The sequence below is a fragment of the uncultured Roseobacter sp. genome, from assembly GCF_947501835.1.
Taxonomy (GTDB): domain Bacteria; phylum Pseudomonadota; class Alphaproteobacteria; order Rhodobacterales; family Rhodobacteraceae; genus Roseobacter.
This window is the reverse complement of record NZ_CANMXR010000003.1, coordinates 91,120-114,349: the sequence shown is the minus strand read 5'-3', so window position 1 is coordinate 114,349 and position 23,230 is coordinate 91,120. Positions and strand designations below refer to the sequence as shown.

At 61.1% G+C, this 23,230-nt stretch carries 20 protein-coding genes; 7 read left to right on the top strand and 13 right to left on the bottom strand.

Annotated elements, in window-relative coordinates:
• The first annotated feature begins 22 nt into the window (after positions 1-22).
• Positions 23-1,738, top strand: a complete 1,716-nt coding sequence (locus Q1A20_RS07300) for an AMP-binding protein (RefSeq protein WP_299402582.1) — start codon at positions 23-25, stop codon at positions 1,736-1,738.
• A 62-nt stretch (positions 1,739-1,800) separates the two neighbouring features.
• On the opposite strand, the gene Q1A20_RS07295 is transcribed toward Q1A20_RS07300, so the two are convergent.
• The gene (locus Q1A20_RS07295) at positions 1,801-2,337 is read right to left on the bottom strand and encodes a peroxiredoxin-like family protein (RefSeq protein WP_298974224.1); all 537 of its coding nucleotides are present in this window, start codon (positions 2,335-2,337) and stop codon (positions 1,801-1,803) included.
• Positions 2,338-2,517: 180 nt separating this feature from the next.
• Between Q1A20_RS07295 and Q1A20_RS07290 the strand changes: the two genes are divergently transcribed.
• Positions 2,518-3,855, top strand: coding sequence for an MmgE/PrpD family protein (locus Q1A20_RS07290; protein WP_299402581.1), 1,338 nt, complete (start codon positions 2,518-2,520; stop codon positions 3,853-3,855).
• On the opposite strand, the gene Q1A20_RS07285 is transcribed toward Q1A20_RS07290, so the two are convergent.
• The 3 genes from Q1A20_RS07285 to Q1A20_RS07275 are packed head-to-tail and all read right to left on the bottom strand — an operon-like array spanning position 3,852 to position 6,431.
• Positions 3,852-4,646 carry an ABC transporter permease gene (locus tag Q1A20_RS07285; RefSeq protein WP_299402579.1) on the bottom strand — a complete coding sequence of 265 codons (795 nt, stop codon included), beginning with the start codon at positions 4,644-4,646 and terminating at the stop codon, positions 3,852-3,854. The two genes, Q1A20_RS07290 and Q1A20_RS07285, sit on opposite strands and share 4 nt — an antisense overlap.
• Complete coding sequence (locus Q1A20_RS07280; protein ID WP_299402578.1) at positions 4,639-5,406, bottom strand: ABC transporter ATP-binding protein; 768 nt, start codon at positions 5,404-5,406, stop codon at positions 4,639-4,641. Before Q1A20_RS07280 ends, Q1A20_RS07285 begins: the two co-directional genes overlap by 8 nt.
• 5 nt (positions 5,407-5,411) lie before the next feature.
• On the bottom strand, positions 5,412-6,431 hold the full coding sequence (locus Q1A20_RS07275) for an ABC transporter substrate-binding protein (RefSeq protein ID WP_299916601.1): 1,020 nt from the start codon (positions 6,429-6,431) through the stop codon (positions 5,412-5,414).
• A 156-nt stretch (positions 6,432-6,587) separates the two neighbouring features.
• Between Q1A20_RS07275 and rpe the strand changes: the two genes are divergently transcribed.
• Positions 6,588-7,280: a ribulose-phosphate 3-epimerase gene (gene rpe / locus Q1A20_RS07270; RefSeq protein WP_299402574.1), complete on the top strand. Its 693-nt coding sequence runs from the start codon at positions 6,588-6,590 to the stop codon at positions 7,278-7,280.
• A gap of 31 nt (positions 7,281-7,311) precedes the next feature.
• On the opposite strand, the gene Q1A20_RS07265 is transcribed toward rpe, so the two are convergent.
• The 9 genes from Q1A20_RS07265 to Q1A20_RS07225 form a co-directional block, all read right to left on the bottom strand.
• Positions 7,312-8,805: a class I adenylate-forming enzyme family protein gene (locus Q1A20_RS07265; RefSeq protein ID WP_299402573.1), complete on the bottom strand. Its 1,494-nt coding sequence runs from the start codon at positions 8,803-8,805 to the stop codon at positions 7,312-7,314.
• Complete coding sequence (locus tag Q1A20_RS07260) at positions 8,802-9,803, bottom strand: nitronate monooxygenase (protein WP_299402571.1); 1,002 nt, start codon at positions 9,801-9,803, stop codon at positions 8,802-8,804. The genes Q1A20_RS07265 and Q1A20_RS07260 overlap by 4 nt, the downstream gene beginning before the upstream one ends.
• Entirely contained in the window at positions 9,800-10,570 is a 771-nt protein-coding gene (locus tag Q1A20_RS07255; RefSeq protein WP_299916598.1) for an oxepin-CoA hydrolase, alternative type, read from the bottom strand. Before Q1A20_RS07255 ends, Q1A20_RS07260 begins: the two co-directional genes overlap by 4 nt.
• Positions 10,570-10,971, bottom strand: a complete 402-nt coding sequence (locus Q1A20_RS07250) for a PaaI family thioesterase (RefSeq protein WP_299916597.1) — start codon at positions 10,969-10,971, stop codon at positions 10,570-10,572. The genes Q1A20_RS07255 and Q1A20_RS07250 overlap by 1 nt, the downstream gene beginning before the upstream one ends.
• Positions 10,952-12,085: an acyl-CoA dehydrogenase gene (locus Q1A20_RS07245; RefSeq protein ID WP_299916595.1), complete on the bottom strand. Its 1,134-nt coding sequence runs from the start codon at positions 12,083-12,085 to the stop codon at positions 10,952-10,954. Before Q1A20_RS07245 ends, Q1A20_RS07250 begins: the two co-directional genes overlap by 20 nt.
• Entirely contained in the window at positions 12,082-13,281 is a 1,200-nt protein-coding gene (locus tag Q1A20_RS07240; protein WP_299402565.1) for an acyl-CoA dehydrogenase family protein, read from the bottom strand. The genes Q1A20_RS07245 and Q1A20_RS07240 overlap by 4 nt, the downstream gene beginning before the upstream one ends.
• Positions 13,282-13,290: 9 nt before the next feature.
• Positions 13,291-14,466, bottom strand: coding sequence for an acetyl-CoA C-acyltransferase (locus Q1A20_RS07235; RefSeq protein ID WP_299916593.1), 1,176 nt, complete (start codon positions 14,464-14,466; stop codon positions 13,291-13,293).
• Between the two features lie 3 nt (positions 14,467-14,469).
• Positions 14,470-16,560 carry an FAD-dependent oxidoreductase gene (locus Q1A20_RS07230; protein ID WP_299402561.1) on the bottom strand — a complete coding sequence of 697 codons (2,091 nt, stop codon included), beginning with the start codon at positions 16,558-16,560 and terminating at the stop codon, positions 14,470-14,472.
• A 114-nt stretch (positions 16,561-16,674) separates the two neighbouring features.
• Complete coding sequence (locus Q1A20_RS07225; protein ID WP_299402559.1) at positions 16,675-17,160, bottom strand: class I SAM-dependent methyltransferase; 486 nt, start codon at positions 17,158-17,160, stop codon at positions 16,675-16,677.
• A gap of 172 nt (positions 17,161-17,332) precedes the next feature.
• Between Q1A20_RS07225 and Q1A20_RS07220 the strand changes: the two genes are divergently transcribed.
• Genes Q1A20_RS07220 through Q1A20_RS07205 form a run of 4 tightly spaced genes read left to right on the top strand, consistent with a single transcriptional unit; the run spans position 17,333 to position 23,196 of the window.
• Positions 17,333-19,105, top strand: a complete 1,773-nt coding sequence (locus Q1A20_RS07220) for an ABC transporter ATP-binding protein (protein ID WP_299402557.1) — start codon at positions 17,333-17,335, stop codon at positions 19,103-19,105.
• The gene (locus Q1A20_RS07215) at positions 19,098-21,020 is read left to right on the top strand and encodes an ABC transporter substrate-binding protein (RefSeq protein WP_299402556.1); all 1,923 of its coding nucleotides are present in this window, start codon (positions 19,098-19,100) and stop codon (positions 21,018-21,020) included. Before Q1A20_RS07220 ends, Q1A20_RS07215 begins: the two co-directional genes overlap by 8 nt.
• A complete protein-coding gene (locus Q1A20_RS07210; RefSeq protein WP_298974247.1) occupies positions 21,017-22,045 on the top strand; it encodes an ABC transporter permease in 1,029 nt (342 codons plus the stop codon). The genes Q1A20_RS07215 and Q1A20_RS07210 overlap by 4 nt, the downstream gene beginning before the upstream one ends.
• Positions 22,042-23,196, top strand: coding sequence for an ABC transporter permease (locus tag Q1A20_RS07205; protein ID WP_298974249.1), 1,155 nt, complete (start codon positions 22,042-22,044; stop codon positions 23,194-23,196). Before Q1A20_RS07210 ends, Q1A20_RS07205 begins: the two co-directional genes overlap by 4 nt.
• Positions 23,197-23,230 lie beyond the last annotated feature (34 nt).

Here is a 23,230-nt window from a genome sequence, read left to right as displayed (position 1 = left end):
GCCCCCCAGAGGAGGAATTCATATGACGGATCATAATCGACGCCCGCGCAACGGCCTGTCCCATGTGATCGGCGACACCTCCGAGCCGCTGCTGAACCTCGCCATTCCCGCATTGCTTGCGCGCACGGTTGCAGAACACCCCGACCACCCGGCGGCCGTCTTCCGCGCACAGGATATCCGCTGGACCTACGCCGAATTCAGCCGGGAGGTTGACCGCCTGGCCGGTGGCTTGCTGAAGCTTGGCCTCCAAAAGGGTGACCGCGTTGGCATCTGGTCACCAAATCGCGCGGAATGGCTGCTGACACAGTTCGCAACCGCCCGGATCGGCGCCATCCTGGTCTGCATCAACCCTGCCTATCGGCTCTCCGAACTGGAATATGCGCTGAACAAGGTCGCCTGCACCGCGCTCATAACCGCCCGCGCGTTCAAAACCTCCGACTACACCGGCATGCTGGCGGCCCTCGCGCCGGAGTTGGAAACCGCGACCCCGGGCGCGCTCGCCGCCGCGCGCCTGCCCCATCTGCGCAGCATTATCGTTATGGGGGATGATATCCCGCCCGGCATGCTGAGTTTCGACGCGATCTGCGCTCAGGGCGATCAAACACCCGGCGCTGATCTTGACACCATTTCCACGGCGCTTGACCCGCAGGACGTGATCAACATCCAATTCACCTCCGGCACCACGGGCAGCCCCAAAGGCGCCAGCCTGACCCACCACAACATTGTCAACAACGCCCATTTCGTCACGCAGGCCATGGCCTTTACGCCCGCCGACAGGCTCTGCATTCCGGTGCCCTTCTATCACTGTTTCGGCATGGTCATGGGCACCTTGGGCTGCGTCACCAAAGCCGCCACAATCGTCGTGCCCGGTGAAGGGTTCGATCCAAAAGACACCCTCAGCACCGTGTCAGAAGAGGCCTGCACTGCGCTCTTTGGCGTGCCCACAATGTTCGTGAACGAATTGGCATTGCCGGATTTTGACAGCTACAACCTGTCGACGCTGCGCACCGGCGTGATGGCAGGGGCGCCCTGCCCCATCGAAGTGATGAAACAGGTGCAATCCAAAATGCACATGCGCCACGTCACCATCTGTTACGGGATGACCGAAACCTCACCGGTATCCTTCCAGAGCAATGTGGATGACCCCCTGCACCAACGCGTCTCCTCCGTCGGGCGCATTCATCCCCATGTTGAGGTGCGTATTATCGATGACAAGGGTGAGACACGCCCGGTTGGCGCTCAGGGAGAACTGCTGACACGCGGCTACTCGGTGATGCGCGGGTATTGGGGCGAAGACACCCAGACCGCCCGCAGCATCGACGCGGACGGGTGGATGCACACCGGCGACCTCGCCACTCTCGATGCCGAAGGCTATTGCGCGATCACCGGTCGGGTCAAAGACATGATCCTGCGGGGCGGCGAGAATGTCTATCCGCGCGAGATCGAAGAATTCCTCTACACCCACCCCGATATCGCACAGGCGCAGGTTTTCGGCATCCCCGACGATAAATTCGGCGAAATCGTCTGCGCCTGGATCGTTCCGAGAAAGGGCGCGCAGCTGACATCGGATGACCTGCGAAAGTTTTGCAAAGACAATATCGCGCATTTCAAAGTGCCCGCGCATGTGTCTTTCAAAGACGAACTGCCCATGACGGTCACCGGCAAACCGCAAAAATTCATCATGCGGGATCAGATGATCGCTGAGCTCGCCGCCGCGCCAGCACCGGACAAGACCTGAAAGGTCTGGTCCGGGACATGTCGTGCGGCGCAGCCGCGCCTTTGGATCGAGGCGATCTCAGGTTACACCGCGCCTTCGTATTCACCGCGCGCCGGATAGTCGTTCTGGATTGCAAAATCCAACGCCCCCACCAGCTCCGAGAAATGCGGCCGTACGAAAGGCATGGTCTGCACCGACCCATAATAGAGTGTCTGCTGCGGCGTGATCATGAACAGCCCGGGCTCGGAAAAGAGCGCAGGTTCTTCGATCCCGATCGACGTCTTCCCGCGCGAGGTCGAGATATAAAGGCCCCATTCCTTTGCCTTGGCCAGGCTCAGATCATACCCGAACCGCAGCGCTTTTGCGCCGATCTTCTCGGCCATCGCCTGCGCGCGGTCCTCACCATCCGAACTGATCGCAATCGTGGTCACACCGCGTTCGGCGAAATCCGCTGTTTTCTTTTCAAGTTCAGCCAGATAGGTGGCGCACAGCGGGCAATGCAGGCCGCGGTAAAAGCAGACAACGGTGCCTTTCTCCGCCCCGTCCTTTGACAAATCGAACGTGCCGCCACCCAGGAGGGGCAGCAAAAGATCAGGGGTTTTCTGGCGTGGCATCAACATGTCTTGGTTTCCTTTCTCACTGGTTCAAAAAGTGACCTTTCACGAATGCGCGGACATGGCCGGTGCGCGGCGTTCACGTCTGCTTGTGCGATCTTACAGCCCGGCAAATGTCGCAGACAGACGCGCTCATTTCCCCAGCCCAGGGTTTTCTGGGTCTGATCGCTTATGAAAGACGCCACCATGACCAACCCCTTTGATGCCGTTTCCGATTTTGTCTTTCGACCGAAAATTCCAGACACAGCACGACGCAAGGCGGCGCTCCTGCTGATTGACACTTTGGGCGTCGCAGCTGGCGCACATGGCATGACCCCTTCCAGAATTGCACGCGACCATGCCGTGGATTTTCACGCCGCTAGTGCGCCGCAACATGCTGCGCCACTGCTCTTTGACGGCAGGCAGGCCTCCATTCCCGGTGCGGCCTTTGCCACCGCCACCCAGATCGATAATCTGGACGCGCATGATGGGTTCAACCCGGTCAAGGGACATATCGGCTGCGCCGTTGTGCCCGCGCTCTGCGCCTTTGCGCACCATGTACCGGACCTCACCGGCCAGCAGGCACTGGACATTCTGGCGATGTCCTACGAGATCGGCGCGCGGGCCGGATTGGCCCTGCATGCAACGGTCGCTGACTACCACACCTCCGGGGCCTGGAACGCGCTGGCCGTCGCAGCCATTGGCTGCCATTTGCGCGGCGCATCGAAGGCGCAACTGCGCGAGGCTCTGGGCATCGCCGAGTACCACGGGCCGCGCAGCCAGATGATGCGCGAAATTGCCAATCCGACCATGTTGCACGACGGCTCCGGCATGGGTGCCCTGACCGGATCCATGGCCACTCTGCTCGCCCTGCGCGGCTTTACCGGAGCCCCCGCGGTCACCATCGAAGCGCCTGAAGCAGCGCCTTTCTGGGCAGATCTGAGCACCCGCTGGACGATTGAAGAAAACTACATCAAGCCCTATCCGATCTGCCGCTGGGCGCATGCGCCTCTGGACGGGCTCGACCAGATCATGCGCGCGCATGACCTCTCCCAAGATGAGATCAAATCTGTCCGCGTGGGCACTTTCGCCGAAAGTGCTGCCCTCTACCCGCATATGCCGGACACCACCGGTCAGGCCCAGTATTCTCTGCATTTCGCGCTGGCCACGCTGATGCGTCACGGCCAGGTCGGCCCGCAGCACATTGATGGCGCGGGGTTGAAGGACCAGGAGGTGGCGGAGCTTATCCCCCGCATTTCCGTAGAGGTCGAGGATAGGCACAATGCCAGTTTCCCAAAACACCGGATGGCCGATGTCGCCGTGACCCTCACGGATGGGCGGGTCTTTCATTCCGGCGATCTCCACGCGCGCGGCGGGCTGGACGCGCCGATGGATGAGGCGGAGGTGGCGCAAAAATTCCGCAACTTTGCGCAGCCAACGCTTGGCAGTGAGCGAAGTGCCGCGATTTGGGTGATGCGTGAAAAGCTCCTTTTGCCCGACACGCAGTTTGCCGAATTATCCGCTCTTTTGTCCCAGGCTCCTTAAGTGCGCCAGTTCAGCACACGCCGTTCAACCGCGCCAATGACCGCGCTGACCATCACCCCCAGGACCGATAGAATGACCACACCGGCAAAGAGCCGTTCCAGATCATAAAGCGCACCGGCCTCCAGAATGTAGGCCCCAATGCCATATTCCGCGCCCAGCATTTCCGCAGCCACCAATAGGATGATCGCAATGGCAAGGCTGATGCGCAGCCCCGCCAGAATGCCCGGCATTGCGCCGGGCAAAACGATCTTGCGCACAATCGACAACCAAGTGAGCCCAAAACTCTGTCCCATCCGGATCAGTGTACGGTCCACATTGTCCACCGCCGCATAGGTCGCAACAACCGTCGGGGTGAAGGTACCAAAGGCGATCAGCGCGTATTTGCTGCCCTCGTCGATCCCGAACCAGATCACGAAAAGCGGCAGCAGCGCGATCTTGGGGATCGGAAAAATCGCCGCAACCAGCGGCACCAGACCGGCGCGGATGTAGGAGAAGAGCCCCATCAAGAGCCCTACCCCGATACCCGCGACCGCGCCAAGGGCAGCCCCGATGGCAAGACGTGCCAGAGACGGCAACAGATGCTTGAAAAGCAGCCCCGACGCATAAAGCTCCTGAAACGTCCATAAAACATCGCTGGGCCGCGGCAGGGTCAGCGGGGAAATCACGCCCACGCGGGTCCCCCATTCCGCCAAAATCAGCAGCACCGCAAAAACGACAAATCCAACCCAACGCCGGGTGACCGGCGCAAAGCCGCCCCCTCGGAAGGTGACTTTTTGCACAGGCTCAGGCACCCAAAAGCTCCGCGTCCGCTGCCGCAGCCTCCGCGCGCATCACTTCCCAAAGATGTTTTTGCTGCACCTCCAGATCCGCGTCGCCGTAGCCGCGTGCCCCGAGCGGTTTGTCCAATGTGACCACCTCGCGGATTTCGCCCGGACGCCGGGACAGAACCACAATCCGGTGCCCCAGCCGCACCGCTTCTGCGAGATTATGCGTGACATAAACGGCGGTAAACGGCGTGCGCGTCCACAGCCCGATCAGATCGTCCATCAGCAATTCGCGGGTCTGACTGTCGAGCGCGGAGAGCGGTTCATCCATCAGCATCACCGCCGGTTTGACCACCAGCGCCCGCGCAATTGCCACGCGCTGTTTCATGCCCCCGGACAGTTGTCGTGGCAGCGCATCGGCGAATTCCGTCAGCCGCGTGCGGGCCAACACATCGCGGATCATGGCGTCCGCCTCGGCCTTGGCGATGTCGTGGTCTTCCAGCACGAGCGACACATTTCCCGCGACCGACCGCCAGGGCAGCAAGGCGAAATCCTGGAAAATATAGGTCAACGGGTTGAGACAGCCGTCGGGCACCGCGCCGATTTGTGCAATCTCGCCTGTATCCGGTTGCTCCAGCCCACCCATCATCCGCAACAATGTGGATTTGCCGCAGCCCGAGGGCCCGACGATACAGACGACCTGCCCCGCCGGGATCTCCAGATCAATGCCGCGCAACACCTCGCGGTCGCCATAGCGATGACCCACCCCGGTCAGACGGAGTTCCACCGGGCTTAGCTGCCGACCGTTTCAACGTAGGAGGTGTCGAGCAGGGTATCGAGTGAGATATCCGCATCCACCAGCCCTTCGGACTGGAACCAAGCCAGTTGGTCCGCCACAGAGGAGACGTTCAGCTTGGCGCCCTCATTGAGCCGCATGGTGCCGTTGATGATCGAGGGGGCCGCCTTTTCACGCGGACGGTCGGTGTAGACATATTTATGGATCAGATCGACCATCGCATCCACGCCAGCATCTCCACCTTCCTTGGCAATCATCGTGGCGTTGTAATCCGCAACACCCTTGGAATAAGCCGTCAGATAGTCCTGCGTCAGCGCTTTTTCCTCGCTTGCATTGCTCGCAGAGGTGAACACGGTCGTCACCTGATAATCGGGCAGATAATCCGCGATATTGCCAATGATATGCACCGCACCGGAACCTGCCAGCGGCTTGGCGATATGGGGTACAATCGACCAGGCATCGATCTGGCCGGACTTCAACGCGCCGATGATCGCGCCGACCTTTTGTAGTGGCTTGAAGGACATCGATACCCCTTCAGCAGCAGCCACTTTGGAACCCATGTAATGGAAAGAAGAGCCTGCCGTCGACATGCCGAAGCTCTTGCCCTCAAGGCCCGCAGGCGCGGTCAGGCCGGCCTGAAACGCGGCATCACTGGCGAGGATTTTCTGGCCGTCGATGCCCAGCTCTTCGGATAGCGCACCACCGATCACCTTGATTGCGCCCTTGTCCGCCAGCGAGACCAATCCACCCGAAATCGCCGTCACTGCATAATCGACATCCCCGCTGGCGATGGCCACGGCCATGGGCTGCGCCGCCTGAAAGAATTTCAGTTCCACCTCCAACCCGGCATCGGCGAAATAGTTGCGTTCAAAGGCAATGAAGCTGCCAGAATGGCTGGTGAAACGCAGCGCGCCCACGGTGATCTTCTTGCCTGTGGCATAGGCCGGTGCGGCCAGCCCCACGGCGGTTGCGGCGCTCAGTGTTCCGATGGCCTGACGGCGATTGAATTTCAGCATGATGTCCTCCCGGGTGCTCTTCAAAAGACGCCTGCGCGCCGTTTGCGCAAAGCTTACCGCAAGCAGCCAAAGCTGCAAGCAGACAGTCCCCCTTGCCTCGCGTCCCGCGGCAGGGGTATAGCGCCTCTATCAAACCTCAACTGACAAGGTGCGCGCATGTCCTTTGACCGATCCCTGAAAATTGCCCCCTCGATCCTTTCTGCCGATTTCGCCAATTTTGGCGCGGAATGCGAGGCGATTGAGGCACAGGGCGCGGATTGGGTGCATGTCGATGTAATGGACGGTCATTTTGTGCCCAACATCACCTTCGGCCCCGCAACCTGCGCCGCGATCCGGCCGCATATCAAGGGCGTTATGGATGTGCATCTGATGGTTGCGCCGGTTGACCCCTACATCGAAGCCTTCGCGCAGGCGGGTGCCGATGTGATCACAGCCCATGTCGAGGCCGGCCCGCATATTCACCGCACGGTGCAGGCCATCCGTAGCGCGGGCGCGAAGGCCGGTGTCGCGCTGAACCCCGGCACGCCGGCAGCCGCTGTTGAATATCTGCTCGATATGGTCGATCTGATCTGCGTCATGACCGTAAACCCCGGTTTTGGCGGTCAGAAATTCATTCACAGCCAGGTCGAAAAAGTGCGCCAGCTGCGTGCGATGATTGGCGACCGGCCCGTGCACATCGAAATCGACGGTGGTGTCGACCCGACCACAGCACCCCTGGTCGCCAAGGCCGGTGCCGATGTCCTGGTGGCAGGCTCGGCGGTCTTCCGTGGCGGCTCGGTCAGCGACCCGGCCCCCTATGGCGCGAATATCCGGGCGATCAGAGAGGCGGCCTCAGGCACCTACGTCTAAGGGCCACATGCGAGGTTATGGGATCCGGCGATCAGGTCAACTGATCGGTAAAACTGTCTAGAAGTTTGTGCTTTAGAATCTTTCCTGTCGGGGCCGCGGGAAGTTGTGTCGCCAGCACGATGCGGCTTGGGCGCTTGTATCCGGCCAGACGATCCTTGAGAAAATCGCGCAAAGCGTCGCTGGTCAGATCGCACCCCGCCGCCACCTGCACAAAGGCCAGCACTTCCTCATCCCCCGCGGTCATGCGCCCGATCACCGCGGATTGGATGACCTGCGGATGGTCGTTGATCGCCGCTTCCACCTCCGGCGGGTACACGTTGAAACCGCCGTGGATGATCAATTCCTTCGATCTGCCCAGAATATGCAGATGACCCGCCGCATCGAATTTGCCCAGATCGCCCGTATGCATCCACCCCTCGGCATCCAGCACCTGCGCGGTCTCGGCGGGATTGCGGAAGTATCCCAGCATGACGTGCGCGCCCCGTGTCAGCACTTCCCCCATACCCTCGCCACCGCCCGGCACGGTCTCGTCAATGCGCACCTCGACCCCCGGTAAAGGGGGGCCAACAGAAATATCTGCGGACCCCAGCGGGTTGTTTGTAATGGAGACGCCTGCCGTGGTTTCGGTCATGCCGTATCCATTTTGCAGCGGCACGCCATAGAAGGCTTCGGCCTTGCGCTTCCATGCGGGATCCAGAGGCGCGGCCCCGGATGACACATAGCGCAGATCATCCGAGCCAAGTTGGTCATAACCCTGCTCGGCGGTGTATTGTATCAACAGAGCATGCATCTGCGGCACAGCAGACAGCAGCGTCACCCCGTTGCGCAGCGCGGTATAGAGCTTGGCCGCCGAAAACCGCGCTTCGAACCGGATCCGGGCCCCGGTGTAGACGGCTGCCGTCACAATTGATGCCAGACCAAAGACATGGGTGATGGGCAGGACGCCGTAGATCACATCCTCGGCAGTCATTCCACGCAGATTAGCCGACGCCATACCGCCAAACGCGAGGTTTTCATGACTGAGCATCACCCCTTTCGGCGCACCGGTTGTGCCGGTGGTGTAAAGCAGCACTGCGATGCGCGCATCGTCTTCGGCGGGTGAGGCAGGCCGCGTCGCTATATGAACGGTGCCAAAAACCGCCGCGCAGGGCGTTGCCTCCAGCCGCTTTGCATGCGCGCGCGCCTCGGGCGACACGTCGGTCGTTAGGATGATGACAGCGGGGGTGGCATGATCCAGAATACGCGCCACTTCGGAGGTGGATTGGCGCGCATTGACCGGCACGGCAATCGCCCCGATCCGCCAGCAGCCAAACAGAAAGGCGACAGCCGCGGTGCAGTTTTCACAGAGGATGACAACGCGGTCGCCAGCCCGGCAACCCCGCTGCGACAGGCCATCGGCGGCGGCAACGGCGGCGGTTTCCAAATCCCGCCAGGTCCATGCCGCACCGGTGCCATCCGTCATCGCCAAGGCATCGGGCCGCCGCGCGACCTGGTCCGCGAGGAAACGATGCACCCGCGCGGTCATTCCGCCGCCTTCGGCATCAGCGTCACGCCGGCCAGACGCTGCTGTGCAGCCACCGCCTGCGCCTCGATGCGCGCAATGATGTCTGCCATCGGTTCAATCCGGTCGGTCAGCCCCAAGGCATGCCCGGCGGAGAGCAAACCGCGGCTGACATCTCCGGTCTCATAGGCTTTCCGCCCGATCTGACCGGACACCAGCGGCATCAGATCGTGAATGGTGATGCCCGGTACCTCAGCCTCCATGCGCATCACCTCAGCGGTGGTTTCATTGGCGAGGGTCCGGACCGTGTTGCGCAGGGATCCCATGGTCAGCGCCGTGTCGCGCTCCGTCGCCTCCACCAACGCCTGCTTGTATCCGTCATGGGCACAAAGCTCTTCGGACACCAACAGCCGCGTGCCCATCACGACGCCCGCTGCCCCCATGCCCAGGGCTGCAAGCAGCTGGCTGCCGTGTCCGACACCGCCGCCAATGAGAAACGGGATGTCCAACGCATCGCCCGCCATGGCGCCATTCAGAAACGACCCGATCATATCCATCCCCGGATGCCCGCCGCATTCCGCACCGACAATGGAGACCATATCGACACCAACCGCCTGCGCCTTGATCGCATAGCGCACGGCGGGCACCTTGTGCAGCACGGTCAGACCCAGGTCTTTCAGCAGCGGGATGTAAGGTTCAGGATTGCGCCCCGAGGTTTCGACAACGCGGACGCCCTCATCAGCGATGAGACGAAAGATGTCCTCCGTCTGATCCCCCGGCACAAGCTTGGGCAGCATCGAGACATTCACCCCAAAAGGCAGGTCGCCGCAGGCCTTGCGCGCCGCTCTGATTTCGGCGCTCAGGGCGTCGCGCTCCGGAAAGCTGGCCGCCGTGATGAAGCCCATGATCCCTGCTTGTGCCGCCGCCGTGACATAGGGCGCGTTGGCCAGCCACTGCAGCCCGCCCGCCACGATGGGCCGTTTGATACCCAATCGGCGGGTCAGTTCGGTGTCCCAGATCATAGGCCAAACCTCGGCGCGCGTTTTTCCAGAAAAGCCGCGATCCCTTCTGCGGCCTCGTCACCACCTGCAGCGCGGGCCATCGCATCGCGTTCCGCATCCAATTGTGCAGCCTCGGTGGCTTCATAAGCCTGCGCCACAAGACCTCGGATCACACCCTGTGCCGCGCGGGGCCCTTCTGCCAACCGATCCGCCAGGGACATTGCGGCGTGCAGCGCTTCGCCGGGCGGCGTGGTGTCATTCACCGCCCCAAGCGCCATCATCCGTTCCGCCGATATCGGACGCGCCAACAAGCACATTTCCATTGCCAGAGGACGCGGCAGGCACCGTGCCAGAGAGGCCGTGAGGCCTGCGTCCGGTACCAGCCCGGCCTTGACATAGGCGGCGGTGAATTGCGCACCTGCCGCCGCGACGATCAGATCGCAGGCCAAGGCCAGCGACAGCCCGGCCCCCGCCGCTCCACCCTCAACTGCCGCAATCAAGGGCACCGGACAGCCACGCATCGCCCGCACAAGCGCGTGCAGCTCATCCACCTTTTCGCAGCGTTCGGGTTCGGTCAGCTGCCGTCGTTCGATCAGAACGTTCAGATCGCCACCGGCGCAGAAAAAATTGCCTTCTGAGGCCAAGATCACGGCCCGAATGCGCGGTGCCTGCGCCTGGACCATCGCTTGCGCAATGCAATCGTAAAGCGCCGGGCTCAGCGCCCCACGCCGCGCCGCATTGCCGTTCCAGATGATCAGGCGATCACCCTTGTCTTCGATCCGCGCCATTACGATACCCTTTTGAAAACGCCGGAGGCTTTGGCGATCAACGTCCCCGCTGCGTCGTGCAGTTCAGCATCCGCGCAGACGATCTTGCGCCCGCCGCCCGAGATCGTACCCCTGGCCACAACGCGCCCCTCATGCACGGCGGCCATAAATTGCGTGGTCAGCGAAACCGTGACCACGCGCGCCGACTCATCACCACCAAAATGGAGTGAAGCCGCAAACCCCGCAGCACTATCGAGCATCATCGCGATAATCCCGCCGTGCAGGCTTTCGTTGCGGTTCAGGTGCGGGGCCGCGATGTCGAGCACAACTTCCGCGCGCCCAGTCGCGCGATCCAGATCGACCCGGTAGCCGATCAGACCCTGCGCCCCGCTGATCGGAAAGTCAGACGGCGGAGAGGGCAATGAACCGCTCCAGATGATGATCGCAATCGCCGAAGCGGTGCTCCGCCATCACTATGCGCTTTGCGATATGCGCCAGTTCGTATTCCTGTGTCATTGCGATACCGCCGTGCATTTGAATGCTGTCCTCGGCGACCAGGCGGCCCGCGCGCCCCAGCAGATTTTTGGCCGCCGACACATGGCGTTCGCGGAGGGCACAATCCTGTTCCAGATGGCCCGCCGCGTTGATCACAGCGGAACGCGCCTGCTCCATCTCGATCAGCAGATCGGACATGCGGTGGGCCAGCGCCTGAAAGCTGCCAATCGGGCGGCCAAACTGCTTGCGAGTCATCAGATACTCCCGCGTCAGGGCGGTGGCGGTTTCCATCGCGCCGAGCGTTTCGGCACACATCGCAACGTTTGCTGCTGCGATCCGGATTTCGATGGCGGCAAAGGCCTGCCCTGTCCCGCCGAGCCGTGCCGAGGTGGGCAGGGTGACATCCTCCAGGATCACTTCACCCGCCCGGCCACCGGCCAGCAGTGCGTAGCCCTGCACGCTCAGCCCTTGCGTTTCTTTCGGCACCAGAAAAAGGGAAATGCCCGTTTCGTCATCAATCGCCCCATTTTCGCGCGCGGAAACGACGATGCAATCCGCCGCCTCGGCGTTGACCACAACCGTCTTGCGCCCGTTCAGCACGACATTCTCGCCCTGTGCGATGGCCGACGTCTGGACACGGCTCAGATCATAGCGGCTGGTGGGTTCACCATGGGCAAAGGCGAGCTGCAGGGTGCCACTGATGACCTCCGCCACCTGGCCGATCTGATCGGTGCCGCCCAATGCGGCAATCAACCCTCCGGCCAGAACGCCAGTGTCCAGAAACGGCTCCACCACACCCGCGCGCCCGAGTTCCTCAAAGACAACCGCCAGATCGAACCCCAGCCCGCCAAAACCACCCTGGTCTTCGGTAAAAAGCGCGCCGATCACGCCAAGATCGGCAAGGTCTTTCCAAAGCGCCGCGGACATGCCGGTATCACTTTCAAGGATGTCGTCGCGGGTTTTGGTGGTGTAGCGATCCGCCAGAAACCGCCGCAAGCTATCCTGCAGCATCTGCCGCTCTTCGGTGAGATCAAATTTCATTTACCGCCCCCCAACATCGATTTGGCGATGATCTGGCGCTGGATTTCATTGGACCCCCCGAAGATCGAAAGCTTGCGATTGTTGAAATACTGTTTTGCCACCGGGCCTGCCTGCAGCGGATCGGGCAGCGCATCGTTTGCGCCCGCCACAGCCTCCGATGCAAAGGGCATCGCATAGACACCCGCGGCCCGGCGGGCCAGATCGTTGATCTCCTGCCGGATGATCGTGCCCTTGACCTTCAGCATCGAGCTTTCCACGCCCGGCGCCTGCCCGGCAGCGGCCCCGGAGATGATCCGCAGGTTGGTGGTGGACATCGCCATCAGATCAATCTCCACCTGCGCCAGACGCGCGGCGAAATGCGGGTTTTCGATCAGCGGCCTGCCACCCGCCATCTCGGACTTCGCAATCCGTTTTACCGCCGCCAGCCCGGCCTGAGAGAACCCGACACCGGCGATATTCGTGCGCTCGTGGGTCAGCAGGTATTTCGCGTAGGTCCAGCCCTTGTTTTCCTCACCCACCAGATTGTCCACCGGCACACGCACGTCTGTGAACCAGACCTCGTTCACCTCAGCCCCGCCATCCAGCAACACGATCGGGCGCACCTCGATGCCCGGCGTGTCCATGTCGATCAGCAGAAAAGAGATGCCCTCCTGTTGCTTGACGTCCTTGTTCGTGCGCACCAGACAGAAAATCATATTCGCGTGCTGACCCAGCGTCGTCCACGTCTTCTGACCGTTCACAACGTAGTGGTCGCCATCACGCACCGCGGCCGTTGTCAGCGACGCCAGATCAGACCCGGCCCCCGGTTCGGAATAACCCTGACACCACCAATCCGCGCCCGACAGGATGCGTGGCAACCAGTGGTCCTGCTGCGCTTTGGAACCGAACTTCTGCAAAACCGGGCCCAGCATCGACAGCCCGAAAGGCACGATGCGCGGCGCGTAGGCCAATGCGCATGCGTCCTCGAAAATGTGACGCTGCACCGCATTCCACTCCGCCCCGCCAAAGGCTTTGGGCCAGTTCGGTGCAAGCCAGCCCTTCGCATTCAGGATGGCGTGCCAACGTTCATGATCAGCCTTTGACAGGGCGATGCCTGCGCGCACCTTATCCGACAGTTCAGACGGTAGGTGTGCGTCCAGAAAACCGTGCACGTCATCGCGGAAGGCCAGTTCCTCATCGCTATAGCTCAGATCCATATGCCACCCTCACTGATAAATTTCGAATAGTCCCGCAGCCCCCATGCCGCCACCGATGCACATCGTGACAACGCCCAGCTTGGCACCGCGCCGCCTGCCCTCGCGCAAAAGATGCCCGGCCAGCCGCGCACCGGTCATTCCGAACGGATGGCCGACGGCGATGGATCCGCCGTTGACGTTGAACTTTTCGGGATCGATGCCCAGCCTGTCGCGACAATAAAGCGCCTGACTGGCAAAGGCTTCGTTGAGCTCCCAAAGATCGATGTCATCCACTGACAGACCATGGCGTTCCAGCAATCGCGGCACCGCAAAAACCGGGCCGATGCCCATCTCATCCGGCGCGCAGCCCGCAACAGCGAAGCCCTTGAATGCTCCCAGGGGCTCGACACCCTCGCGCTCAGCCTCGCCTGCATCCATCAGAACAAGCGCGGCTGCGCCATCGGACAATTGGCTCGCGTTCCCGGCCGTCACGAACCCGGCGTCCCGCACCGGGTCGAGCTTTGCCAGCCCCTCCTGCGTTGTGTTTGGCCGGTTGCATTCGTCCCGTGCGACCGTCACGGCATGCATTGAAACCTCTTTGGTTTCCTTGTCCTGCACCGCCATCGTGGTTTGCATGGGCACGATTTCCGTATCGAACAAACCCTCTTCCTGCGCAGCGGCAATCCGCATCTGGCTACGCAGGCCGTATGCATCCTGTGCGTCGCGGCTGATGTTATAGCGCTTGGCCACGATGTCCGCCGTGTCGATCATGGCCATGTAGACATCAGGCTGGTGCTCCAGCAGCCATGCCTCGGGCGTGGCTTCGGTCTTGGGCTGCACCAGTGAAATGCTCTCAACCCCGCCCGCAACAATCGGTCCAGTTCCATCAACCGTGATCGCATGTGCCGCCATCGCAATGGCTTGCAGACCGGAGGCACAGTAGCGGTTCACCGTCATGCCGGAGGTGGTTATCGGCAACCCGCCGCGCAGGGCGATCTGGCGCGCGATGTTCTGGCCGGTTGCGCCCTCGGGAAAACCGCAGCCGATGATGCAGTCTTCGATCCGGTCGGGCGCGATGCCCGCCCGCGCGACCGCTGCGGCCACCACATGCCCGCCCATCGTCGCCCCATGCGTCTGATTGAACGACCCCCGGTAGGATTTCGCAAGGCCCGTGCGCGCAGCGGAGACGATAACGGCTTCCTTCATGGCTCAGCCTTCCTTGTTCAGATCGTCAAAATTGCGACCCTCATCCACCAGTTCCTGCAGGAGCGGCGCAAGTTGCCAGAAATAGTCGTCCTCCTGCGCGTAGTGTTCGATATCAGACAAAAGCGCCGGCAATCCCACCAGATCCGCCCACTTGAGCGGCCCACCCCAATAGCGCGGGAACCCATAGCCGAAGAGCAGCACCATATCGACATCAAGCGGGCGGCGCGCGATGCCTTCTCCCACCACTTTCGCCGCCTCATTGGCCATCGCCGCCATGTAGCGGCGCACGATCTCTTCATCGGTGAAGCCGCGCGGCGTGATGCCCCGTTCCGCCCGCTCCGCCTCAATCAGTGTCATGACCTCCGGGTTCGGCACACCACCGCGTTTGCCCTTTTCGTAAATGTAGAACCCCTTGCCGGTTTTCTGCCCGAAATGCCCTGCTTCACAGAGCTTGTCCGGGTACCGGCCCACCCGCTCACGCGCATCCCGTGTGGGTGCCAGTCGCTTCCGCATGGCCCAACCGATGTCCAGCCCGGCCAGATCCGCGACGGCATAAGGCCCCATCGCGAAACCGAAACCGGTCAGGGCCGCATCGATCTGAAACGGGGTCGCACCATCCAGGATCATATGATCTGCCGCCGTCCGGTAGGTGCTGAGAATTCGGTTGCCGATGAACCCGTCGCAGACGCCCGCGCGCACCGAGACCTTGCCCATGCGCTTGCCCAGCGCAAATCCGGTTGCCACGACCTCGGGCGAAGTCTGATCCGCCACGACCACTTCCAACAGCTTCATGACATGCGCGGGCGAAAAGAAATGCAGCCCGATCACATCACCCGGGCGGGACGTGCTTGATGCGATTTCGTTCACATCCAGATAGGAGGTGTTGGTGGCCAGAACCGCACCCGGTTTGCAAATCTCATCCAACTGCCGGAAGACGGATTTCTTGACCTCCATATCCTCAAAGACCGCCTCGATCACCAGATCGGCCTCTTTCAGCGCGCCGTAATCGGTGGCCATGGTGAGCGCGCTGCCCAGCATCTCATCATGCGTTTCCTGCGTGATCTTTCCGCGTTTCAAAGCGCCTGCAAGGTTGCCTGCGATCCGCGCCTTTGCGGCCTCAGCCGCCGCTTCATCCCGTTCGATCAGGGTGACACGCAAACCGGCCAGCAAGGCGGCTGTTGCAATGCCTGCCCCCATCGTCCCGCCGCCAATCACCCCAACCGCCTCCACCGGCCGCGGCGCGATACCCTTGAGCTCAGGCAGATTGCTGACCGCCCTTTCGGAGAAAAACGCATGGATCATGCCTTGGCGCTGATCCGTTTGCATGAGCTCGCGGAACATCTGCCGTTCCGCCTTGAGCCCCTCGGCAAACGGCATCTCGACACTGGCCTGCACCGCGCGCACCGCCTGTGCGGGCGAAATCTGGCCGCGCCCCTTTTTCAATACGGCATCGTAGGCTTCATCCCAATCAATCGCCTCCGGTGCGGGCATCTCGCTGACGGGTCGGCGGTGCGCGCCCTGCGCCAGCAAAGCATTGGCATAATCCAAGCCAACGGCTTGCGGATCCCCTGCCGCCACCTTGTCGATGGCCCCGATGCTCAACGCCTCGGGGGCTTTGACGTGCCGTCCCGATGTAATCATGTCGATGGCAGCCAGAACACCGGTGATCCGGGGCAGCCGCTGTGTGCCACCCGCCCCCGGAATGAGGCCAAGATGCACTTCCGGCAGACCCACACGCGCCTCCGGCTGGGCGATCCGGTAATGCGCCGACAGTGCCACCTCCAGACCGCCGCCCAGGCTGACGCCATGCATCGAAGCAACCACCAGAAGCGGCGAGGCTTCGATCAGGTTGCACACATCCGGCAGGTGCGGCGCCAACGGTGTTTTGCCAAATTCCTTGATGTCGGCGCCCGCGATAAAGGCGCGCCCGTCCCCAACGATCAGCACCGCTTTGACACCGGTGTCCGCCTCGGCACGGTCCATACCGGCCATCAACCCGCTGCGCACCTCTTGGCTGAGCGCGTTGACCGGCGGGTTCTGAAGCAACAACACGGCGATATCACCATGACGCTCATAAGCGATTTTATCTGTCATCACGTCTCTCTTCGTTCCGCTGATCGCCACCAGAGCACTACCCAGGAGATGCTTATGGCAATTTCAGAGACAGAATACGGACGGTGACAGAATTAACAATCGCTGCGGCGCCAACTAGCGCCGATAGATGAAACACCGCCCCGGCACGGCCTCCGGCGGCAGATCGATCTCGGTCAGCTCATCAAAATACATCCGGTCACTGGAAACCATCAACCCGCCCGGTGCCAACAAAGGGGCAATCAAGGGAGAGATTTTCCGCGCAAAGACATCATTCTTCTCGGCACTATGTCCGCCCAGATCCGCGTGGATCAGACGTGCGGTTGCCCCGAATTGCTTCAAGGCGGCGGGCAGGGTTTCGAAGACGTCGCCCAGAAACACGCGATCATCGGGGGGCGTGCTGTCGGGGTGCGAGGCCACCGCCCGCTCGAACACATAGATGTCCCGGGCGGGTAAAATCTCGCACATGTGGTGATAGGTCCGCCCATTGCCCAGGCCCAACTCAAAAACCGGGCCGCGCAGGTCCCTGGTCAACACCGCGGCGTGATTCAAACACGCGCGCTGTGAAACCATTCGATTGATGAAGAGATCCAGGCGGCTCATTGTCGGTACCTTTGCAAAATTGTCACCTTCACATGCCTCTTTTGAATGAAAATTGGTAGCGCAAAGGGGCTCACGTATCTGTGCGCTGGACGTGAGCATCGAAATCAAGTTGACTGATGCCGCCGGGGAGCGGCTTTTTGGGACGTATTTGCATCAAGGAAGAAATAGCAACGTGGTAACCCCATTGCTTGAAGTACAAGATTTGAGCATTGGCTTTGGATCAGCAGATTCTGTCGTCCGAGGTGTCAGTTTTCAGGTTATGCCGGGAGAGACGCTTGCGCTGGTCGGCGAAAGCGGGTCCGGCAAAACCATCACCTGCAGATCCGTGCTTCGCATCCTTCCGGCCAGCGCACAAATTCGCAGCGGGTCCATCAATTTCGACTGCTCCGGCAAGGTGCTGGACCTTCGAAACCTGAACGAACGGTCGATGCGGTCCATTCGCGGAAATCAAATTTCCATGATTTTTCAAGAACCTATGAGGTCACTCTCGCCGTTGCACCGGCTCGGAGATCAGGTGTCGGAAGTGCTGCGCCTGCACCGCGACATGCGCCCCTCCGAGGCCAAGAAAACCGTGTTGGACACCTTCGAACGCGTCGGTTTTCCGGAACCCGCGCGGGTCTGGCGCGCCTACCCGTTCGAGATGTCGGGCGGGATGCGGCAGCGCGCGATGATCGCCATGGCGATGGTCGCCAAGCCGGATCTGCTGATCGCGGATGAGCCGACAACCGCGCTGGATGTCACGACGCAGGCACAGGTTCTGGGGCTGATCAAGGATCTGCAGAAAGAGACGGGAATGGCCGTCATTCTGGTCACGCATGACCTGGGTGTGGTTGCCAATATGGCCGAATCCGTCGTGGTGATGAACAAAGGCCGCGTGATGGAGCGCGGTCCCGCCCCGGCCGTTCTGGGGGATCCCGCCCATGGGTACACGAAAAAGCTCTTTGCCGCCGCCCCGATAATCCCTGAGGTTGCTGCCCCTGCGCGTGCGGAAAAACACGACGACCTCATCCTTGATCTGCGCGATGTGTCCAAGACCTATACGATGCGTGCAGGCGGGTGGAGCAAGCCGATGACGGTCACGGCCTGCCACGAGGTTAATCTGGAATTGCAACGCGGCAAAACGCTGGCCGTGGTCGGTGAAAGCGGGTCGGGCAAAACCACCTGCGCACGGATCGCCCTGGGCGCGGAAATGCCCGATCCCGGCGGTGAGGTTGTGTTCACACCGACCAAAGACGCGCCGCCCGTCAAGATCAACGCAATGTCGCTGGCGGAGCGTGTGTCGTTCCAAAGGCAAGCGCAGATGGTGTTTCAGGACCCCTATTCATCCCTGTCTCCGCGCATGCGGGTGCAGGATGCGCTGACAGAGCCGATGGAAATCCACAATCTGGGATCACGATCGGACCGACGCGAGAAGGCGGCGGAAATGCTGCGCTGGGTTGGCCTTGATCCGTCGATGCTGGGGCGATATCCGCATGCGTTTTCGGGCGGCCAGCGTCAGCGTCTGTCGATTGCCCGCGCCCTGACACTCGATCCGGTATTGCTGGTCTGCGACGAACCAACCTCGGCGCTTGATGTCTCGGTGCAGGAGCAAATCCTCTGCCTGCTCGAAGATATCCGCGATCGGGTTGGCCTCAGCTATCTCTTCATCAGTCATGACCTGGCTGTGGTCGCCCGCATCGCGGATGAGGTAGCCGTGATGCGCCAGGGTGTCGTCGTCGAACAGGCCCCGCCTGACACGTTGTTCTACAATCCGCGCCATCCCTACACCAAGGCCCTGATCGCAGCACAACCCGAACCGGATGTGAGCCGGCCCATCGATCTTGGCCTTGTGGCAAAAGGGGCGGGCAAACCCTCAAGCTGGCCGGACGCATTCCGCTTTGAAGGCGTTGCCGCCCCCGCTTTGACCGAACTGGAACCCGGCCATAAGGTGCGTTGTCATGTTTAGAGTTTTCGCTGCCTTTCTTATTGTGCTGACGACCGCCACAAGCGGACATGCCGACACGCCGACCCCATCTGAGAGCAGTTTCTGGCAAAAGGAAGTGGGCAAAGGCATTCTGCCACCCGTGACCCAACGCCTGCCGCAAGAGCCGCTGGTCGTTGACCTCGAAGCCAAAGGGCGCACCTTGGGGGAGCAGGGCGGCACGTTGCGCACGCTGGTGTCGCGCTCCAAAGATGTGCGGCAGATGGTGGTCTATGGCTACGCGCGGCTCGTAGGCTATGACCAGAACTACAATCTCTATGCGGACATCCTGCGCGATATCGAGGTCGTCGAGGGCCGCAAATTCACGCTGCACCTGCGCAAAGGGCATCGCTGGTCCGATGGGCATCCCTTTACCTCCGCGGATTTCGAGTACTACTGGAAACACGTCGCCCAGAACAAGGAACTGAGCCCCGCCGGTCCGCCACAACATATGGTCGTGGACGGCGTTCTAGCGGATGTCACCTTTCCCGATGCGCATACCGTGGTGATCGAATGGCCGACGCCGAACCCGCAGTTCTTGCAGCTGCTGGCACAGGCAAGCCCCTTTTTCATCTACCGGCCCGCGCATTACCTGAAACAGTTTCACGCGGAGTTCACAGACGCCAAGACCCTGAAGAAAAAGATTAAAAAGGCGCGTGTGCGGGCCTGGGCAGCGCTGCACAACGACCGCGACAACATGTATAAATTCGACAATCCGGACCTGCCGACGCTGCAGCCCTGGATGAACGCATCTGGCACGAAATCCAGCCGTCATCTCTTTGTGCGCAACCCCTATTATCATCGGATCGACACGCAAGGTGTGCAATTGCCCTACATCGATATCGTGGAAATGACGATTGTCGGCGGCGGGTTGATCGCGGCCAAGGCCAACGCGGGCGAGGTGGATCTGCAGGCACGGGGGCTGGATTTCCCGGACATCTCGATCCTGAAAAAAGGCGAGACCGATGGCGCGGGGTACAAGACGCTGCTCTGGGCCAATGGCGCGGCAAACCAGATCACCATCTATCCCAATCTGAACTTCGCCGACCCGGTGTGGCGCGAGGTGATCCGCGATGTGCGCTTTCGCCGCGCGCTGAGCCTTGGCATCGACCGGCGCATGATCAACCGCGCGCTGTACTTTGGCCTGGCGAAGGAAGGCGGCATGACCGCGCTGGCCAAAAGTCCATTCTTTGACCCCGCCAATCTCTTTTCATGGTCCATCTACTACCCGGCCAAGGCCAACGCGCTGCTGAATGAAATGGGGCTGACGGAGCGCACCCCCGATGGCATCCGCAAGCTGCCGGACGGGCGCCCGATGGAATTTGTGATTGAAACCGCAGGTGAGCGGCAGGAGGTCGAAAACGCGCTGGCCATCGTGACAGACACCTGGCGCGAGATCGGCATCAAGCTGATCATGCGCCCGCTGGACCGCGATATTCTGCGCAACCGGGTCTATTCCGGTCTGTCAATGTCTGCGGTCTGGTTCGGCTGGGACAATGGCCTGCCGCAGGCCTACACGCCGCCCGAATACCTCGCGCCGACGCATCAGGAGTTCTTCGCCTGGCCCAAGTGGGGGCAGTACTATCAAACCGGTGGCGAGGTTGGCGAAGCCCCGGACATGCCTGCGGCCAAACGGTTGATGCAGCTGAGTTGGGATTGGGATCACACCACCGACACGGACGAACGGGCCGCGATCTGGCGCGAAATGCTGGCCATTCACGCAGATCACCAGTTTGGCATCGGCATTCTATCGGAAGCGCCACAACCCGTTGTCGTCTCGGACCGGCTGCGCAATGTCCCCGAAGTGGCCAAATGGGCCTGGGACCCCGGTGCCCATTTCGGCATTCACCGGATTGATGAATTCTACTACGACGAACCGTTCCAGCAGCTCACGCAATGATGTTTCTCCGCTACGCCATCTATCGGTTCATCACGATGCTGCTCACCCTCTGGGTGGTGTCGATCATGATTTTCGTGATCATCAACCTGCCACCGGGCGACTATCTGTCCAACCAGATCGCAGAGCTGCGCGCCACGGGACAAGCCGAGGGGGTGGCCAAGGCCGAGTTCTTGCGCACCGAATATGCGCTCGACCGACCGATCTGGGAGCAGTATCTGATCTGGGTCGGCATGGCGCCCGGCCCGCAGGGCTGGTACGGGCTCATTCAGGGTAATTTTGGCTGGTCGTTCGAATTTGACCGGCCTGTGTCTGAAATCGTGGGCGATGCGTTGTGGCTGACGGTTCTGGTGAACCTTGCCGCCGTGCTCTTTGTCTATCTGGTCGCCCTGCCGCTGGGCGTCATCGCTGCGGCAAGATCCGAGACATGGGTGGATTATACCGCGGCCTTTGTCGGCTACCTTGGGCTGGCCACACCAAACTTCCTGCTTGCGCTGATGCTGTTTTATTATGGCAACAAGTATTTCGATCTGCCGATCGGCGGGCTGATGGATCCGCAGTTCGAGGGTGAACCGATGTCCTTTGACAAGGTGAAATCCATCCTTGTCCACCTGATCGTACCAACCTTTGTGATCGGGACCTCGGGGGCCGCTGCCATGATGCAACGGCTGCGCGCCAATATGCTGGACGAGCTCAGCAAACCCTATGTCGAGACCGCCAAGGCCAAAGGTCTGGCGCCGTCAAAGCTGCTCGCCAAATATCCCCTGCGCATGGCGTTCAACCCCTTTGTGGCCGATATCGGGAACCTGCTGCCCGCGATGGTATCTGGGTCGGTTCTGGTCTCTGTGGTTTTGGGCCTGCAAACCATCGGTCCATCGCTGCTGACTGCGTTGAAGTCACAGGACCAGTTTCTGGCAGGCTTCGTATTGATGTTCGTCGCCCTGCTCACCCTCATCGGCACGATGATTTCGGATCTTTTGCTGGTTCTGCTTGATCCGCGCATCCGCTACGGAGCCCGCGGCACATGACCCAATTGCCTGATGGTCGCTATGTCGACGACGCCCCCTATTCCGACACCACCGACCTCAGTGCGCTGGAACGCTCTGATATGGACGCACCCAACTGGGTGTTGGTCTGGCGCAAATTCAAGCGGCACAAGCTGGGTCTGATATCGGGTATCTTTCTGCTGCTCAGCTACCTGATGCTGCCTGTTGCGGGGTTCATCGCGCCTTATACGCCCAATGAACGCAGTGCGGATTACCTCTATGCGCCACCGCAATCCGTGCACCTGTGGCATGAGGGCGAGTTTATCGGGCCTTTCGTTTACCCCACCACCGCCACGGCGGATCTGGTCAACTACCGCTGGACCTATGAGACCGACACGACACGGCCCATGCCGCTGCAATTCTTTTGTGATGGCGACCAGTACAAGCTCTTTGGCCTGATACGCTCTGACACGCATCTCTTCTGCGCGCCTGAGGGTGCCACGATCTTCTTGTGGGGGTCTGATCGGTTGGGGCGGGATGTGTTCAGCCGTATTCTCTACGGCGCACAACTCTCGCTCACGGTGGGCCTCATCGGCATTACGGTGTCCTTTGCCCTTGGTATCTTTTTTGGCTCCATCGCGGGGTATTTCGGCGGCAAGACGGATTGGGTCATCAACCGGGTCATCGAGATTCTGCGCTCCTTGCCGGAACTGCCACTGTGGCTGGCACTTTCGGCTGCGGTGCCGTCGAACTGGAGCCCGGTGGCGGTTTTCTTCATCATCTCGATCATTCTGGGCATACTCGACTGGCCGGGATTGGCGCGGGCGGTCCGAAGTAAGTTCCTCTCGTTGAGAGAGGAAGAATATGTCAGAGCGGCAGAGATGATGGGGGCGAAACCCGGTCGGGTCATTCGCAGGCACCTGTTGCCCAATTTCATGTCCCACCTCATCGCTTCTGCCACGCTGTCGATCCCGGCGATGATCCTCGGTGAAACAGCGCTCAGCTTTCTGGGTCTCGGCCTGCGCGCACCCGCGGTGAGTTGGGGGGTAATGCTCAATGACGCGCAGAACCTGGCCAGCATCGAGATTTACCCGTGGACGGCCATCCCGATGCTGCCGATCATCTTTGTGGTACTGGCCTTCAACTTTCTGGGCGACGGATTACGCGCCTCTCTGGATCCTTATAAATCCTGAGAAATCGTTGAAGTTTGGGCAACAATTCGCCACG